Origin of the sequence: Sporosarcina cascadiensis (assembly GCF_009650995.1) — a bacterium.
Lineage (GTDB): Bacteria > Bacillota > Bacilli > Bacillales_A > Planococcaceae > Sporosarcina > Sporosarcina cascadiensis.
This window is the reverse complement of the sequence record NZ_WHVV01000007.1, coordinates 88,280-105,436: the sequence shown is the minus strand read 5'-3', so window position 1 is coordinate 105,436 and position 17,157 is coordinate 88,280. Positions and strand designations below refer to the sequence as shown.

General features: G+C 41.9%; 14 protein-coding genes. 3 read left to right on the top strand and 11 right to left on the bottom strand.

All coding sequences use genetic code 11. The features are described 5' to 3' along the window. Window positions 1-389: 389 nt before the first annotated feature. From GDZ68_RS09370 to GDZ68_RS09325, 10 genes are all read right to left on the bottom strand, one after another. Entirely contained in the window at window positions 390-1,073 is a 684-nt protein-coding gene (locus tag GDZ68_RS09370) for a DUF1028 domain-containing protein (protein ID WP_153722031.1), read from the bottom strand. Window positions 1,074-1,118: 45 nt separating this feature from the next. Next, window positions 1,119-1,571, bottom strand: coding sequence for a RidA family protein (locus GDZ68_RS09365; RefSeq protein WP_228551065.1), 453 nt, complete (start codon window positions 1,569-1,571; stop codon window positions 1,119-1,121). A gap of 33 nt (window positions 1,572-1,604) precedes the next feature. After that, entirely contained in the window at window positions 1,605-2,180 is a 576-nt protein-coding gene (locus tag GDZ68_RS09360) for an adenylyltransferase/cytidyltransferase family protein (protein ID WP_153722029.1), read from the bottom strand. 73 nt (window positions 2,181-2,253) lie between these two features. Beyond that, entirely contained in the window at window positions 2,254-3,714 is a 1,461-nt protein-coding gene (locus tag GDZ68_RS09355) for a 4-hydroxyphenylacetate 3-hydroxylase family protein (protein ID WP_153722028.1), read from the bottom strand. A 38-nt stretch (window positions 3,715-3,752) separates the two neighbouring features. Next, complete coding sequence (locus GDZ68_RS09350) at window positions 3,753-4,928, bottom strand: flavin reductase (RefSeq protein WP_153722027.1); 1,176 nt, start codon at window positions 4,926-4,928, stop codon at window positions 3,753-3,755. A 182-nt stretch (window positions 4,929-5,110) separates the two neighbouring features. Further along, window positions 5,111-6,553, bottom strand: coding sequence for an APC family permease (locus tag GDZ68_RS09345; RefSeq protein WP_194841116.1), 1,443 nt, complete (start codon window positions 6,551-6,553; stop codon window positions 5,111-5,113). A gap of 181 nt (window positions 6,554-6,734) precedes the next feature. Continuing rightward, entirely contained in the window at window positions 6,735-7,871 is a 1,137-nt protein-coding gene (ald, locus tag GDZ68_RS09340; protein ID WP_153722025.1) for an alanine dehydrogenase, read from the bottom strand. A 116-nt stretch (window positions 7,872-7,987) separates the two neighbouring features. Next, complete coding sequence (locus GDZ68_RS09335) at window positions 7,988-9,376, bottom strand: purine-cytosine permease family protein (RefSeq protein ID WP_153722024.1); 1,389 nt, start codon at window positions 9,374-9,376, stop codon at window positions 7,988-7,990. 117 nt (window positions 9,377-9,493) lie between these two features. Then, entirely contained in the window at window positions 9,494-10,975 is a 1,482-nt protein-coding gene (locus tag GDZ68_RS09330; protein WP_153722023.1) for an aldehyde dehydrogenase family protein, read from the bottom strand. A gap of 101 nt (window positions 10,976-11,076) precedes the next feature. Further along, window positions 11,077-12,453 carry an aminotransferase family protein gene (locus tag GDZ68_RS09325; protein WP_153722022.1) on the bottom strand — a complete coding sequence of 459 codons (1,377 nt, stop codon included), beginning with the start codon at window positions 12,451-12,453 and terminating at the stop codon, window positions 11,077-11,079. A gap of 463 nt (window positions 12,454-12,916) precedes the next feature. On the opposite strand from GDZ68_RS09325, the gene GDZ68_RS09320 reads away from it, so the two are divergent. From GDZ68_RS09320 to GDZ68_RS09310, 3 genes are all read left to right on the top strand, one after another. Then, entirely contained in the window at window positions 12,917-14,218 is a 1,302-nt protein-coding gene (locus tag GDZ68_RS09320) for an amidohydrolase (RefSeq protein WP_153722021.1), read from the top strand. A gap of 21 nt (window positions 14,219-14,239) precedes the next feature. Continuing rightward, on the top strand, window positions 14,240-15,583 hold the full coding sequence (locus tag GDZ68_RS09315; RefSeq protein ID WP_153722020.1) for a helix-turn-helix domain-containing protein: 1,344 nt from the start codon (window positions 14,240-14,242) through the stop codon (window positions 15,581-15,583). Between the two features lie 101 nt (window positions 15,584-15,684). Then, on the top strand, window positions 15,685-15,891 hold the full coding sequence (locus GDZ68_RS09310) for a tautomerase family protein (protein WP_153722019.1): 207 nt from the start codon (window positions 15,685-15,687) through the stop codon (window positions 15,889-15,891). Window positions 15,892-16,085: 194 nt separating this feature from the next. On the opposite strand, the gene GDZ68_RS09305 is transcribed toward GDZ68_RS09310, so the two are convergent. Then, complete coding sequence (locus GDZ68_RS09305) at window positions 16,086-17,123, bottom strand: YeiH family protein (protein WP_228551064.1); 1,038 nt, start codon at window positions 17,121-17,123, stop codon at window positions 16,086-16,088. Window positions 17,124-17,157 lie beyond the last annotated feature (34 nt).

The window sequence follows — 17,157 nt, the reverse complement described above, 5'->3', positions numbered from 1 at the left end:
AGAAAGTAATTAAAATCCACAGTATTACCCAGAAGAAGCTATAGGGAATCCCAACTATTATTGGATACGCCTTATTGCCAATTGTAAACATCGGAAATAAAACCGTCGAAAACAACAAAATGCTGATAATGATGTAGATCGTTCGAAATCTTCGAATGCCCATGTAACCCACTCCTTGTAATATATTGGAATATCGGCTATGCACGCATAATTGTTTCTGGCTGTTTGAATAAACACAATCAGCCAGAGTCTGAACCATAACTGATCCGGCAGGCACTTCATATTCTTTTCTGCCTTTAGCAGTCGTGGATTTTATTGGTTACTATTAAAAATATGCAGCCACAGATTGTTATGTCTAAGGCTGCATATTGCATTTGCATGAACCGAAATTATTCGTCTCCTTTAACTCCATATGACGGAGCTACTTCGGGAGTTATAGCTCTGATACGATAGTCTTCAGCTTGCGGCCCATAAATTTCCCATGCTCTTTTCAAATCTTCCAGTGGCTGATCACTGTAATCCACCCGTAAATCTACAAATGGGAATGCATCTTCTTGGTAAACTAATAGGCCGATGGAATGTTCTTGATCCATTTCTCCACCCATTTCAAATCCTTTAGAAATAGCCGCAATCAACCGATCTGCCAACGAGCCTTTTGCATTCAGAAAGGTTTTGCCCATCTGTTCCGGAATGTTAGGATCACTTAACAAATTACCGATACTTGCAACATTTTCAGCCGAGAATTCCCCATGAACACCAAGCGCTTTATTACCAGTAAAGACGGCAGAGTTCCCGTTTGCATCCACAACAGCTAATTGTCGATATTCACTAAAGGGGGTTGTTTCCTTCATTGCATTAATTGTCGATTCAGCGTCAAAGCCATTTTCTAAGACATTCAAACCGATATTGGCTAACCTCGGGTCCGTTACATTTTGCGTTAGAATCGCACCGACACCCTGTTTTGCCCACGGGCATCTTGCGCCTACAGAAGGACTGCTGGATGTGACAATAACTCCTAATGCGCCTGTTTCTTCACATCTTCCTGCTACTGAAAAAGTATTCGTAAATTTCATAATTACCCTCCATTGCAACTTGGTTACTATTCGAGTTGTTCTAACTTACTCGCTAATCACTGCTTCAATATCGATTTCCATCAACATTTCCGGCATGGCAAATCCGCTTACAATCAAACCCGTACTGCATGGATACACATCTTTGAAATGCTCTCCGATGACCGGGTAGACTTTACTGCGATCTTCACGATTTAAAATATAAACCGTCATCTTACAAATATCTTTCACCGATCCGCCAGCCTCTTCCAGCAACTGTTTCACACAGCGGCATGCCATATCCGTCTGCGCAGCCACATCACCGATTCCATGAAAGTTCCCTTCCAAATCAAAGCCTGTCTGACCGCGGAGAAATATACGATTTCCCGCACGAACAGCCATACTTAATTCATTCGCGATATGATGCTCGGGCTTGCCTAGATCTGAAGGATAATACTCGTCTGTCTTGAATTTTCTGAAACGCTGAATTTCTACTTTCTTTGTATCTTCAAAAATTGTCATCTTCATCATTCCTCCATTGGTCTATTAGGTAAATTAAAATTCAACTGTATACTTTTCCTTCACTTGGTTGGTCCGCTTCATTCGATTCCAGCCCAATAACCGGTTGGCTTCTTCAAATTCACCCATTTGGAATAATGCTCTGATCCGTGTAGACGAAATCGTTTTTCCTTCGCTGCAGACAACCGGTTCCAGAATGAATACATTATAATACTTACGCAATGTATGGACATTGCCTTCCCGGCCTCTTCCAAAACGAAAATCATGGCCTTCACAAATTTCCAACGGGTTTAAGTAGGTTAATTCTTGCAAAAACTGCTCTACACCTTGTGAAATATACTCTGCACTAAATTGTGCGATCACGACATGATCTACATCCAACCCGTCAAGCATTGCTAATTTCTCCGGCAAGGGGGTTAATAACTTTACATGCTGAAAGAACACCTTCGGCGGAGGATCGAATGTATACACGACAAGCGGCACACCCAATTTGTCGGCTTGCTTACGGGCATGTTTCAATAATGTCTGATGGCCAATGTGTAATCCATCTAGCGCGCCGACTGTCAGGACACATTCCGGAAGCTTCAATGTCTTGGATTTATGTACTTGCATGTATGACACCTCTCCTTTTTAAGCATTCACTTATTTGAAAGCGCTGTCCCGCAAAGCGGGGAAGCTAAACCGATCATGACTGTAATGCTAAACCAGGCGACAGATTTGCAGCTTTCATAACCAACTCACGGTTCGGTGTTAAGTCATAGTTGTTGAAGACAGCTGCATGCTGTGCGAACGGTGGGCTTTGTGCGAACAATTCAAACGTAATTTGGTGACCTGCATAAGAAGAGTTGAGCATATCACGGGCAAAGTACAACAACTTCGCGCGCTCTTCTGCACTCCACTCACCAACAGAATAAAATCTATCGATGTACTCTTTGATTTGTGGATCTTTCATTGTTTCCATATCAGGAGTGACTGCCAATTGTCCGCCTACCAATTCCCGTGCTAAGTGAGCCATTTCAGGGAAATGCTTCAATGCATGCACACGCCCTGTGTAAAGAAGAGACTGGTTCGGCATCATCAATCCGCCTGATGTCGGCTGTGCTTCCGAAACGGCAGCCGTCAAATGAGCGTTAATTGTTTCACGGTAGTTGATCAGCTCAGAAAGCTTCTGCTGTACTGCAGGGATCTTCGTCAAACCTGTTTGTTCAACATTCAATAATGCTGCACCAATTAGATAGTCCGCTCTTCTTAAGAGACGCAGGACATAGTTGTATGAAGAGTAACGGTGAACTGTTTCCCTGATATATTTTGCAGACTCCAAGTTGCGGTGGAATAATACATTCTCCCAAGGAATCAAAACATCATCAAAGATCAATAAGGTATCAATTTCTTCAAACTTACTGGAAAGCGGGTAGTTAACCGGATCTTTCCCTGCGCCGACAGGAGAGCGGCAAATATGTTTCAGGCCTGGAGACCCCATATCGCAAATGAAACCAACTGCGTAGTTTTCCATATTAACGCTTGAGTTTGACCAGTTCGAAATTGTTGGTTTTACGAAAGCCTGGTGTGCATAAGCAGCAGCAGTTTCAAACTTCGCACCCCGCACCACGATTCCTTTATCATTTTCAGCAACGATGTGAAGAAGTGTCCCGCCATCTTCACCGTTGATCAGCTTACTGCGGTCTCCTTTAGGATCCGTGTTTGCAGAAACGTGGAATAAGTCTTTTTTCGCCACACGCTCTACGTGATGTTTAATATTCTCTGCATATGTTGGATCGATTTCATTTAAGCGTTCTTGTGCATCATAGAGTGACCACATTTCACCGATTGTTTCATCTCCAACACGGTAAACGACTCCGCCCAGATCATCTAACACCGTTTCTACATACGTACGGATACCTTTTAGGTCTTCCTTTGTTTTCGGCAATTTAAATGCACGGCAAATTTCGTCGCCATCCGCCAGCTTCGTAGTCAATTTATCTTTGTACCGTTCTTCATGGTTCATGTCATACATGCGTGCTTTCACGTCTATAATAGGTTTAAATGCCGGATGATTTACAATGTCGTGCACTCTTTCTCCATCAATATATACTTCTCTGCCGTCATTCAGTGATCTGCGATAATCGTCTCCCGTTAATAAAGCCATATAAATTCCTCCTAAAGTTTTAGTTTTTTATAATAAAATCAAATGCTGCCGCCAGCATGGCTAATAATGTATTTACCCAGTTTTTTCGCTTCATCTGTATGCTGCTGTATAATTTCTTTCGCTGCTTCTTTATCTCCGTTTTCATATGCCAGCAGCAACGATTCGTGATCATCAGCCAGTTTATTAAGTTCCTCTTTTGCGGTACTGTTATTTGCTTCAAAAGCTACTCGCAGTGCGCTGCTCATGACTGCTTCTGCTGTCAGGCGACGATAGGAATCAAGTAAAGTGGCATTATTCGTTAAAGCAATCGTGTAATCATGGAGCGAAATGTTTGCTTCTATATACTTATCAATATCAGTGATTCCATTTTCTTTATTCGGCAGCGTATCTTCCACGCGTTTTCTCAGTACGGCCAGTTCCTCTTTTGACAGATTGCCAACTGTTTTTTCAACAGCTGCCACTTCCAATGCACAGCGTGTTTCCAAAGCTTCTGTTAGCATCTCGATACTTAGCGGGGTCACAGAATAATCTCCTGTTTCACTCCGTGAGATTAATCCTTCTGCTTCCAGCTTGGTAAGTGCATGGTAAATGACTTGTCTGGGAACTTTTATCATTTCCGTTAAACTGCCGACATTGAATGGCTCCATCAGCTGAAAATCCCGTTTCAGTACTTTGCTGCGAAGTTCGAGATAAACCATTTCGTCATTATGAGATAAGAAGCGCCCGAATTTCCCGCGGTAATATGTAAGCGGATTTCGTTCTTCTGCACTCGCATGAACCACTTCTGCAAGGAAAACCGAATGTGTGCCGCCAGTTACTTCCTGCACCACTCTGCATTCCAGATGAGCAAGTGTTTCCTTAAGAATCGGCTCGCCAAGTTTCCCTTCTATTGTTTCAATCCCCTGGAATTTATCTTTTGAAGGTCTGGCAAACTGCATGGCTATTTCTCCCTGATCTTCATGAAGAATATTCACTCCAAATACTTTCGCCTTAGAAATCGCATTGCATGTACCAGTTGCCTGATTGATGCAAACTAACAACATCGGCGGATCAACCGATAATGAGGAAACTGCACTTGCAGTGACACCGTAATTGACACCTTCATGCTTTGTCGTAATGACAGTGACGCCGCTTGTAAAATGGCCTATTACTTCCCGAAAAATCAAATTGTTCACTGCCGCCAATTTTTCTAAGCGGCTTAATTCTGTTGTCATGAAAATTCCTCCCATCTTTTATTCGGACATATTCCTCAATTAGTCCTTAATTGTTTAAAAAAATAGATTCCTTCTTTTTCCTTTCTGCGAATCTAGGAAGGATCCGGCAGTAATGTTAAAATGTTCTTCACTGCCTAACTACGAATATACAGATTAATTTAAATAGTGTCAACAATAAAATATCATAATTCTTCATCAGCAGCCAGTTGAGTATTTGCAGTGACTAACGGCGCAGATTCCAAAGGTTCTGATGGCGTTGTTGTAAGTTCCAATACTTCATTCATTGTCATGGCTTCAAACAGTTTACGCTTCATGACAAACTTAACCCACAGAGATGCGTATATGACAGTAAGTCCCAGGAAAATGAACGAATAGGTGTAAATGGACTTTTTCATCGCTGCATCCGGTGACATATTGAACATTACGTATAAGATTCCCGCCATTCCGATAAACTGGAATGTTAAACCAAGCGGAGATCTGAAAGTACGCTTAAGTTCAGGATATTTAAAACGCAGGATGACTACGTTCAAGTGTGCAATGAAATACGTGACTAACCAACAGAAACATCCGGCTAAAATAAAAGTTACCAGGGAGTTGCTTGATGTTAGTCCATTCAACAGGAAGACCACAAACAACCCGCTTAAGAATACAATAGCAAACCAGGGAGTCCCCCAGCGGTTTGTCTTCGAAAAGACTTTAGGCAGCTGCCCTTCAAGACTCATTCCGTAAAGCATTCTGGAAATGGAACAAATCATTGTATTTAATGTACTGGTGGTCGCTAAAATGGTTACAATTCCCATCCAGGCAAGCCCAGTCTTCCCTAAAATTGCATTGGCAGCATCCACGTGCGGGGAAGCCGATCCCTGAAGCGTTTCTAATGGCACGTACTTTACTGTTGCGAATCCGAAAATAATGTCCACGAACAGAATGATTACGAGTGCAGAAATCATTGCGATTGGAATGTATTTGCTCGGTTTCTTTATTTCCTCCGCCATCGGTGTTACAAACTCAATCCCGATAAACAACCAAATAGCCAAAGCTGTCAGACTGAATACACCCCACCCGGTCGGATTAAAATCAGAGGTCATTTCAATCGCTTCACCCGAAGCTCCAAAACCTGTTAAGCCAATGAACCCTAATGTTAATGTAGAGCCAATTAGTAATGTGGTCAGGATAATTTGCGTCCAGCTGAAGACTTTTACACCCACCGTATTTACAACGGCCAATAGAATTGTAATTCCTAATGAAATGACAATAGGATTAATATTCGGCGCAAACACTTCCGTAAAGACAACTCCCGCAATGCTTGCTTCCGCACTTCCGGCAAATATTGTTACCAGTAAATATCCACTGATAACCGAAATCATTCCCATAAACGGTCCCATTGCCGGCAAAGTGTAATGGTTGATTCCGCCTGCTTTCGGAATCATGCCTGACAGCTCTGAGAAAGAAAATGCAATACATAGATTCAGGAATACGGCAGCCAGCATAGCCAGGAGAAATCCGCGTCCTCCTATACCAAATCCTTCGCCTAGAGAAACTAAAGCACTTGAACTTACAACGATACCGACAGCCATCGCAATAGCCGCCCATAATCCTAACGTTCTTTTCAATGGTTTTGTCATATATTCGAGCCTCTCCATTTCTTAGATGGATGTAAAAACTTCGGTATAATTCCAAAGATGTCAGCTCAATTGATGTAAGTAACCGATGATTTATCCAGCATTCATAATACGTGGGCATCAAGCGACATTACATATTCCAAAGGCGTAACATGGAGTAGTTGGATTATCTGAAATTGCGGTTTTAGCTCGAGACAGCACTTTCACGCTGCAACATCTCTTTAGGGCAGACATAGTCGTATCCCAAAGCGCCTGCGACTGCCTGGTACGTCACATGTCCGTCGTAGACATTCATCCCTTTTAGAAGGACTTCATTATCGAGGCAGGCTTTCTTATACCCTTTACTTGCAATCTGAACTGCAAAAGGGATCGTTGCGTTCGTCAATGCTTGGGTTGCTGTCTGCGGCACCGCTCCGGGCATATTCGCTACGGCATAATGTACCACGCCGTATTTTTCATAAGTTGGATCGTCGTGTGAGGTGATTCGGTCACTGGTTTCAAAAATACCTCCCTGATCAATTGCAATATCCACCAATACAGACCCCGGCTTCATAGATTTCACCATATCTTCAGTTACAAGTTTTGGCGCTTTGGCACCCGGAATCAGAACTGCCCCTATCACAAGATCCGCATCCTTTACAGCTTCCGTAATATTAAAAGGATTGGAAATAAGCGTCGTAATATTATTTCCAAAAATATCATCCAGCTGACGCAGGCGATCTGCACTGATATCTATAATTCGGACGTGTGCTCCTAATCCGATTGCAATTTTGGCTGCATTTGTACCTGCAATGCCTCCGCCGACAATTGTCACGATACCGCGTCGTACGCCAGGCACACCCGCCAGCAGAATCCCTTTTCCGCCTTTTGTTTTCTCTAAAAACTGAGCACCGATTTGAGATGCCATTCTGCCTGCAATTTCACTCATGGGTGTTAATAACGGCAATGTACGGTTCGGTAATTCTACTGTTTCATAAGCAATGGCCGTCACTTTATTATCCACTAATGCTTTCGCCAATTCTGGTTCAGCTGCCAAGTGCAGATAAGTGAATAGGATAAGTCCCTCATGGAAATACCTATATTCTTCCGGCAAAGGTTCTTTTACCTTCATGACCATATCTGCAGCCCATGCCTCTCGTGCAGTGGCAACGATAATAGCACCTTCTTGGACATATTCTTCATTTGTAAATCCAGATTGTAATCCTGCATTTGTTTCCAATACCACTTCATGCCCTGCCAAACAAAGCGTCTTTACTCCGCCCGGCGTCATTGAAACCCGGTTTTCATTATTCTTAATTTCCTTTGGTATCCCAATTCTCATAATTACCCCTCCAGTTGTCATGGTTACTAGACGAGGCTTTCTTTTAGGAAAGCCCCCAATCTGCCATGAAATTATTGTGTTGCGTGATAGCCGGCAGATGAAAATTACACATTTTTTTAGATCGCATCCAGATTATCCGTACTCGACTGAACTTTTGCTGCTTTGCTGTCCTTACTTTTTTCATAAACATAAAACAGGCTGAAAGCAACCAGCAGTCCTACAATCCATGCAATGTCCAATCCGTCCATTGCCTTGGAAATCGGACCTTGGTAAATCCCATTATTCGTAAATGGTATTTGGCAAGTTACCGCGAACAGGTAAATTGCTAACGATCCCTTACGAAGTTTGCCGAATCGCCCATTTTTATTCATAAATTCCTCAGGCTGAAAATTCTGACGTTTTAAAAGATAGAAATCTGTCAAATTGATCGTACTCCAAGGAATGATAAAGAAGAGAATAAACCCTAGGTACAGTTGAAAATATGACATAAAGTTACCGGCACCGACTGTAGCCGCCAGTGCCAAAATGACCCCTACTGCGACGGAGGCAAACACCCGGATTTTGATCGTTGTTTTAAAATCAACAAAATTGCTGGCAATGGAAAGTAGGATAATCCCCGCACCGTAAATATTTAGTGAATTAATTACAATTAACCCAAGCGACAGTAAGATGACAATGATTACACCTGTGCCACCGCCTAATTCCTTAATTTGCGCCATTACATTTCCATTTACCACCATACTCGCAAGCGCTGCACCCAACAGCATTAACCATGCAGAACTCAAGAAACTTCCCAAATAAGAATAGATAAATGTTTTTCGTCCTGTATTCGGAGGCATATAACGTGAATGGTCAGACACATACGGACCATAAGTAATCTGCCATGTAATACAAATCGACATAGCCAGAACAAATTGAGTGAATGAAAAGCTCCCTGTGTTAAGCGCCACCATGGATATTTGACTGATGACAAGCACGGTTAATACTGCAAAGATCACTACATAGACAATCGTATAAAGCTTCATTGATTTCTGGATTAATCCTTGACCATAAATTGCCAGCAGCACCATTGGTATTAGGCTTATCAGTATAGTTAGCGTGACATTGATTCCCAGTGATTCATAGATTCCCTGACCCACCAGCACTGTATTGCTCGCTCCATAACCGAGATACATCGTAAAGATGATCAGCATTGGCAAGATTACGCCAAAATAACCGAACTGCGCTCTGCTTTGCATGACCTGAGGTATCCCAAGTTTTGGGCCTTGAGCTGAGTGCAGGGCCATAACTATTGCACCAAGTGCATGCCCTGCAATGATGGCCAGACTTGCCCACCAAAAATTCAAACCAATAATAATGGCTAACGCACCGGTGATTAATGTCGTTGAAACGGTATTCGCTGCAAACCAAGTAAAAAACAACTGCTTCGGGTTTCCTCTTCTTTCCTCCACCGGTACATATTCGTAACTTCTTTGTTCAATTGAATTGGCTTGAATCTCGCTCATCGTCTTTTTCCCCTTTTCGCCTGCCAAAGTCTTATCGTCAGTGTTTCTCTATAGATGCCTGGTTAAATCGTAAAGAGCTGCAATATTGTATTACCGTCGCTCTAGCCATAATGTGAATTACTCCAGACTAAGCCAAACACTTTTTACTTCAGTGTAGTTATCTAATGCATACGATCCCATGTCACGGCCGAAACCGGACTTTTTAAAACCGCCGAACGGAGCTGCCGGATTTACCAATAAATACGTATTGATCCAGACTGTTCCTGCCTTTAGACGATCTGCAACATAATGTGCATTCCTTATATTTTCTGTCCAAACACCCGCTGCCAGTCCGTATTCAGAGTCATTTGCCTGCGCAATTACCTCATCAATATCTTCAAAAGGAATAACAACAACCGTTGGCCCGAAAATTTCTTCCTGCGCAATTTTCATTTCATTTTTAACATCCGCGAAAATTGTTGGCGGTATAAAGTAACCGCTTTCAGGACAAGACCCCCCTGATATTACACGCGCTCCTTCTTGTTTACCGATTTTAATGTAATTCAGTATTCGCTCTTGCTGTTCTTTAGAAACAACTGGACCCATTTGAGTCTCTTCCTCTATGCCGGCACCTAGCTTCACCTTGTCAATGAGAGCTGTCAATTCGATAATCACTTGTTCATACTTGTCTTTATGAACAAAGATACGAGATCCTGCACTGCACACTTCTCCCTGATTTGTCATAATACCGGTGAAAACTCCTGGCACTGCTTTCGACAGATCGGCATCCGGCAATATAATATTGGGAGACTTTCCGCCCAATTCCAATGAAACACGTTTCATTGTATTTGCAGCTTCACGCATAATATTTTGACCCACTGCGGTCGATCCGGTAAATGCAATTTTATTAACGTCGGGATGTTCAACAAGTGCAGCACCGGCCGATTCGCCAAAACCTGGCACGATGTTGACAACACCGTCCGGAAAGCCCGCTTCTTTAATTAATTTACCTAAATACAGAACGGATAACGGGGTCTGTTCAGCCGGTTTCAAAACCACTGTACAGCCTGTCGCCAGAGCAGGCGCCACTTTCCAGCCTGCAATCATCAGCGGGAAATTCCAGGGTACGATTGCGCCGACAACACCTACCGGTTCATGCTTCGTATAATTTAAAAGATCATTTGAAATGGGAATCGTCTGTCCCATATTCTTTGTAGCCCAGCCTGAATAATAACGGTAGGTCTCGATTGAATTTGGAAGATCAATAACTCTTGCCTCATTAATCGGCTTTCCATTATCAAGCGTTTCGATAATTGCCAATTCTTCTTGGTGCTTTTCAATTAGATCTGACAGTTTATACATCAAATGACTTCTTTCAGCTGCCGTCATTTTTGGCCATGGACCTTCTTCAAACGCTCTCTTCGCCGCCTGCACAGCTCTATCAATATCTTTTTCAGAGGCTTCAGAGACAACAGCCAGCACTTCTCCTGTGGAAGGGTTGTATGTTTCGAATGTTTTGCCGGACTCTGCCTCTACGAACTCCCCATTAATAAATAATTTCTTTGTTCCTTTTAGAAACTCCGTTACATTTTTATTTAATTCCACTGTTTTTGTGCCCAATCAAAATCCCCCTTGTCCTTTTGTTTTCACTAGTATAAGAGATAGGCAAGGTGTCAGATTCCCATCCTATCACCTTGCTGTTTCCTGTACAGCGTTGATTTTTATAGAGTTTTTTCAAATACAGTTAACGCATTATCCACGATACCGATGATTTCCTCTACTTCTTGCTTATTGATGATTAACGGAGGAGCAATCGCCACGATATTCTTTCCAACCTCAAAGTCTGCAGTACGTAAAATCAATTTATTTTTAAAGCATTCGTTCACGACGATTTGCGCTGCACGAATCGACTGTTCAAACGGAATATCATTATCACGGTCTGCCTGTATATCGAAACCGGCAAGTAAACCGACTGATCTTGTTTTTGCAACATGCGGGTGTTTTTCACTTAGATAAGCAAGCCCTTCTTTTAATACCTGGCCCATTTTCTCAGCGTTCCCGACAATATTATCGCGCTCGATAATTTCAATTGTTTTCAGTCCAACCGCACAAGCCGTCGGGTGGCCGCTGTACGTAAAGCCGTGACCTAAAATTTGGTCTGATTCCACTAGCGTTGCGCGTAATTCCTGACTTAAGATGACTGCGCCCAATTGTGAATAGCCGCTCGTGATACCTTTTGCGACACAAATCATATCCGGCTCTACTTCCCAGTGATTGACGCCAAACATTTTTCCTGTACGTCCGAAGCCGCTGATTACTTCATCTGCAATGAAAAGAATATCATTTTCTTCACAGAGCTTTTTCACAGCTTGTAAGTATCCGTCTGGAGAGACGTGTACTCCGCCCGCCCCTTGAATTGGTTCCAAAATAACGGCTGCTATGCGGTGTGCACCTTGCTTTTCAATCGTGTCGCGGATACAGCCTTCGTATTCCGGATCTGTTTTGTCACCCTGCTCACAATTTGTCAAATGACCTTTCGCATGAATCATGTCGCTCCCCTTTGAACCCGAGAAGTTATGGAAACCATCGATTCCAGTCGCACTGCCGGTAGCAATCGTTGCACCATGATAGCCGCGTTTAATAGAAATAATAATTTTTTTCTGTTCTTGCCCTTTCATATTCCAATAATGGCGGGCCAATTTGAAAGCGGTTTCATTCGCCTCCGAACCACCCGACGTGTAAAATACTGCGCCTGCATCTCCCGGTGCAAGTGAAACGATCTTTTCTGCAAGCCGGATTGCCGGTTCATTTGAATAGCCATAAAAAGATGAGCTGTATGGAAGAGTTGTTAGCTGTTGATAGGCCGCATCTGCAAGTTCTTTTTGTCCATATCCAAGATTTACATTCCAAAGCATAGAAACACCATCAATATAACTATCACCCTTTACATCCATAACTCGGATTCCGCTGCCCTCAGAAAAGATAATTTTAGGTCCATCCTCAATAAATGTTTTCGGTACAGTTGTAGGATGTAAAAAGTAGTTCTTATCCAGTTGACTCAATTCTTGAACCTTACTCGCGTTAGAAACCTTTACCATTTCCACTACCTCCAGTTTTATTAAAATCATATTGTAAACACTTACCCGGAACGGATAAAATCGGTTACCCCTCTAGATTTTAATCTGCTATCCTCCTTTTAAAGCAATTGTCCTTAAATGGTCCTTATATAACAGTAAAATAAGAGACCTAATGAAATTCGTCGTTATGAATGAATCTCATTCATTTAAATCTCTTGTAATTAATATACAACACTATTTCAAATTGTCAACGACTTTTCTAAAAATTTAAAAGAGTTTATTAATATGGTGTATTTCCTTTTTTTACTTTACAATTTATCTTAAGTTGATTTCCTGAACCTTTTTATGCCGGTAAGAATGATCAATTTCATTTCGTTTCTATAAAATTTCAAGAGTATTCCAGTCAATAATGTTACGTCCGACAATCCGGCACAAAAAAATGTCGCCACAGATTTTTCAAAATTATGGTAGAGGGAGAGGTTATATGATTGACCATATTTCAAAAATAGTTGAGAATAAAAAGGATATAATGATTAATTGGCGTCGAGATTTCCATAGGTATGCCGAAGCGGGCTGGGTGGAATTTCGAACAGCTTCCCTAATTGCTTCCAGACTTTCAGATTGGGGTTATAAAGTACTTGCTGGCCGTGATGTAATAGATGCCGAAACTCGAATGGGTGTGCCAGACCTTGGCTATTTGGAGGAACAATATCATCGTGCGATCCAGCAAGGGGCTGATATGGAATGGATCTCCCAGTTACGCTTTGGCTTTACCGGAGTTGTCGGAGTTTTAGATACAGGAAGACCTGGCGCGACAATTGGCTTACGTTTTGACATGGATGCCTTGGATATAAAAGAATCGACTGATGAAAGCCATGTGCCCGTGAAAAAAGAGTTTTCCTCGATAAATGATCAAATGATGCACGCTTGCGGGCATGATGCACATATGGCAATCGGTCTAGGCACAGCTACTCTTTTAGCCGAATTAAAAGACAAGTTGAGCGGCAAGTTTAAACTTATTTTTCAACCTGCGGAAGAAGGAGTCCGAGGGGCAAAATCGATGGTAGAAGCCGGTGTCGTTGACGATGTGGATATTTTCATTTCTCAACATATCGGTCTTGGGGCAAGTCTGGGCGAATTTGTCTGTAGCGACCTGGGATTCCTGGCAACGACAAAATTTAATGTTACGTACCTTGGTAAAGCTGCTCATGCAGGGGCAAATCCCGAAAAAGGAAAAAATGCATTATTGGCAGCAGCGACGGCGATCTTAAATTTGCATGCCATTCCGCCCCATAGTTATGGGGAATCGCGTATAAATGTTGGTGTTCTACAGGCAGGCACCGGGCGCAATATCATTCCAAATCGTGCAAAACTTCAAGTAGAAACCCGCGGTACGACAACAGAAATAAACGGATATATGTTTGAACGCGCTAAAAGAATTATTAATTCCGCAGGGGATATGTATGAAGTGGATACAGATATAGAGCAGGTGGGCTCTGCCCCAACTTGTTCACCGAGTGAAGATATATTAAAATTTTTAAGAGAGAAAGCCAGTATAATAGATGATATCGAAAAAGTTACCAATACATTTACATCCGGCGGTTCTGAAGATGCCACATATATGATGTCACGTGTTATAGAAAAAGGCGGTCAGGCTGCCTACGTTGTTTTTGGAACGACTCTAAGTGCAGGCCATCATAATGAACAATTTGATATTGATGAAGAAGTGATACCACTAGCAGTAAAAACATTAGTCTCTTGCATTACACAATTGGCTAACTCTTAGTACTTAAGAAGGAGAATGATTATGAAAATCAGATTGGGAATCGTTGGACCAAAAGATAGTGTAGATATAATGAGTGAAATTGCTAAGGAATACGAGGATATAATCCCAGTTTGCTTTGAATATAAAAACTCTACTGAGACTACAGAAATCGTTGAAAAAAACCAGCATATTGTTGATATATGGATTTTCTCGGGACGCACTCCTTACTCCCTCGCAAAAAGAAGTTCATCAAACCAGCTCTTTTTCTATTTAAAACTAAATGGTTCGAGTTTAACCAAAACACTATTAAATATCGTATACAAAAGTAAAAATGATTTAATTTCAGTTAGTTTTGATATGCTGGAGGAAAAGGATATTGCGGAAACATACCGTGCTTTAAATATCTCATATAAAAACTGTCATTTATATGAATATGTAGGAGTTACGCCTATCAAACAAATTATCGCCTTTCACACGACTCTCTACAATGAAGGCAAAGTATCCGTTTGTGTCACCTGTTTAAGTGATGTTTATGAAGCATTAACATCTGTAGGGATTCCTGTATACAGAGTCACACCTACTTTGGCAAACATCCGAACAACTTTTAGTACGGCATTACAACAATGGGAAGCACTCAATTTTAAACAGTCCCAGTTAACAGTAATGCTCATATCAATTGACAATATAAACAAGATTGAGAAACCACACTCATTTTCCTATGACTTACATCGTTTGAATTTAGAATTACAATCAGCGATTCTGACATTCACAGAATCTGTATCCGGCTCATTTTTATCCATTGGAACCGGAAACTTTATCATTTTTTCAACCAGGGGATCCTTACTAAATGTTGGAGATCAAAGTGTCCGTCTATTGGACAATCTATCTTTAATAACAGATTTCCCGGCTAATATCGGGATAGGGTATGGTGATTCCGCCCTGGCGGCAGAAGAAAATGCAAGACTGGCCCTATTACATGCACAAAATTATAATTCCAATAGTGCCTTCTTAGTCGAAAATACCGGGATGGTAAATGGGCCCCTTAATAGAGCTAAAAGTATCTCTTTCGAATTCCGGAATGAAGATGAAGATATCGGAAAAAGGTTAAAAGAATGCGGTGTTTCGATAACCTCTCTCAATAAAATCATTTCCGTTCAAAGAAGCCTTGGAAAACATGCGATTACCGCATCTGATATTGCTGAATGGTTAAAGATGACTGAGCGTAATGCACGTCGACTTCTTAACAACCTTACGAATGCAGGTATTGCAAAAATAATTGGACAGGAAGCACCTGCTACTAGAGGGCGCCCCCGTAACATTTACCAGGTGGGATTAGATTATTTTCCAATTACACAAGAAACAGAAATACAAAGAAACAGGAAATAGGAATAAATAATAATTTGACAAGTTCCAACATTTTGTGTATTTTAATTATTGTTATACAAAAAACATTCAGAAGTTTTCACAAAAAAAAGGAGTTGTTAAGAATGCCATTTGTCCATATTAAAATGATTGAAGAACGTTGTACTCCCGAAAAAAAAGAAATAATGATTAAAGAGGTAACTGATTTGATCGCCGGTATTTTAGAGCAGGATATAGAAACAGTCAGAATCCAAATTGAGGAAATGCGGCCTGAGGATTGGGGAATTGCAGGTGAATCTGTTAAACTGCGCTCTGCAAAAAGCATGACCTGATCACTTTCGTATAATTTTGTTTTTTTAGGTCTATTTTAAGAAACTATCCTTTTATCTCTTTAGATTGATAAAAATGAGCAAAGAATCTACTCTTTGCTCGTTTTTATATTTTCGGAACGTTTCAACGGTCAAAACCCTGACAACTTACTACATACATTGCCTACGCCACACATAATTAATAGTGTGACTATTCCTTACACAATAAAATACACAATCACAGACAGCAGAATAGAAGTGACGGTCATCGCAGCCAGCGGACGCATCGCGCGGTCACGCAAATCGCGCAGGCTGACGTTCAGGCCTAAACCTACCATCGCTGCAGTCAGTAGCCAGGTTGTTAACGTGAAGACACCTTCCATCACGCCGTCTGAAACCGGTATGGAATGACCAAAGACATAACTGCCAAGAACACTAAGAATAATGAAACCGACCAAGAACCACGGAAACTCAATCTTCGCCTCTGATTCATCCGTCCCCTTATTCTTACGTTTCATCAGATAAATAAAGATGAAACATACCGGCACTAACAGAAATACACGACCTAGTTTTGCAAGCAGGGCGATTGCCAGTCCGTCTTCTCCAGCCGGAGCACCTGCCAGCGCGACATGCGCGACTTCATGGAGACTGATGCCCGCCCACATGCCATACTGAATCGAATCAAGCGGCAGGATCGGACGTAAAATCGTATAGCCGATCGCAAAAATGGTTCCCATCAGGGCGATGATGCCGACACCGATCGCTGTGTCTTCGTCTTTTGCTTTGACAATCGGCGCAACTGCAGCGATTGCAGCGGCACCGCAAATGCCTGTCCCGACGCCGAGCAGCAGGGAAATGTTTTTATCCGCCTTGAAAACTTTCGCCAGCCAGATCGTCATGAAAATCGCGAAAATAATGACGCCGACGTCTCTTGCCAATAAACCCAGTCCATCGCTTAATACCGTATCAATGTTCAATTTTAAACCGTATAAAATGATGGCCGCGCGGAGCAGTCGTTTGGATGAAAACGCGATCCCTGAACGAATCACTTCCGGATAGCCGAAAAACTGCCGGTACGCCACAGCAATAATAATCGCGCATGCCAGTTGTCCGATATGGTCAAAACCAGGAACCTTTGCTAATAAAAATCCTAAAAGTGCAATGAAAAATGTAAAAGCGATTCCGCCTATAAAAGCAGCAGTTTTAGACGGCTGCCCCGGTGTTTGCTGTTGTGGAGTCACGTTTGTAGAAGTCATGATGACAACACCTCCTGTTTTTAGTATACGAAAC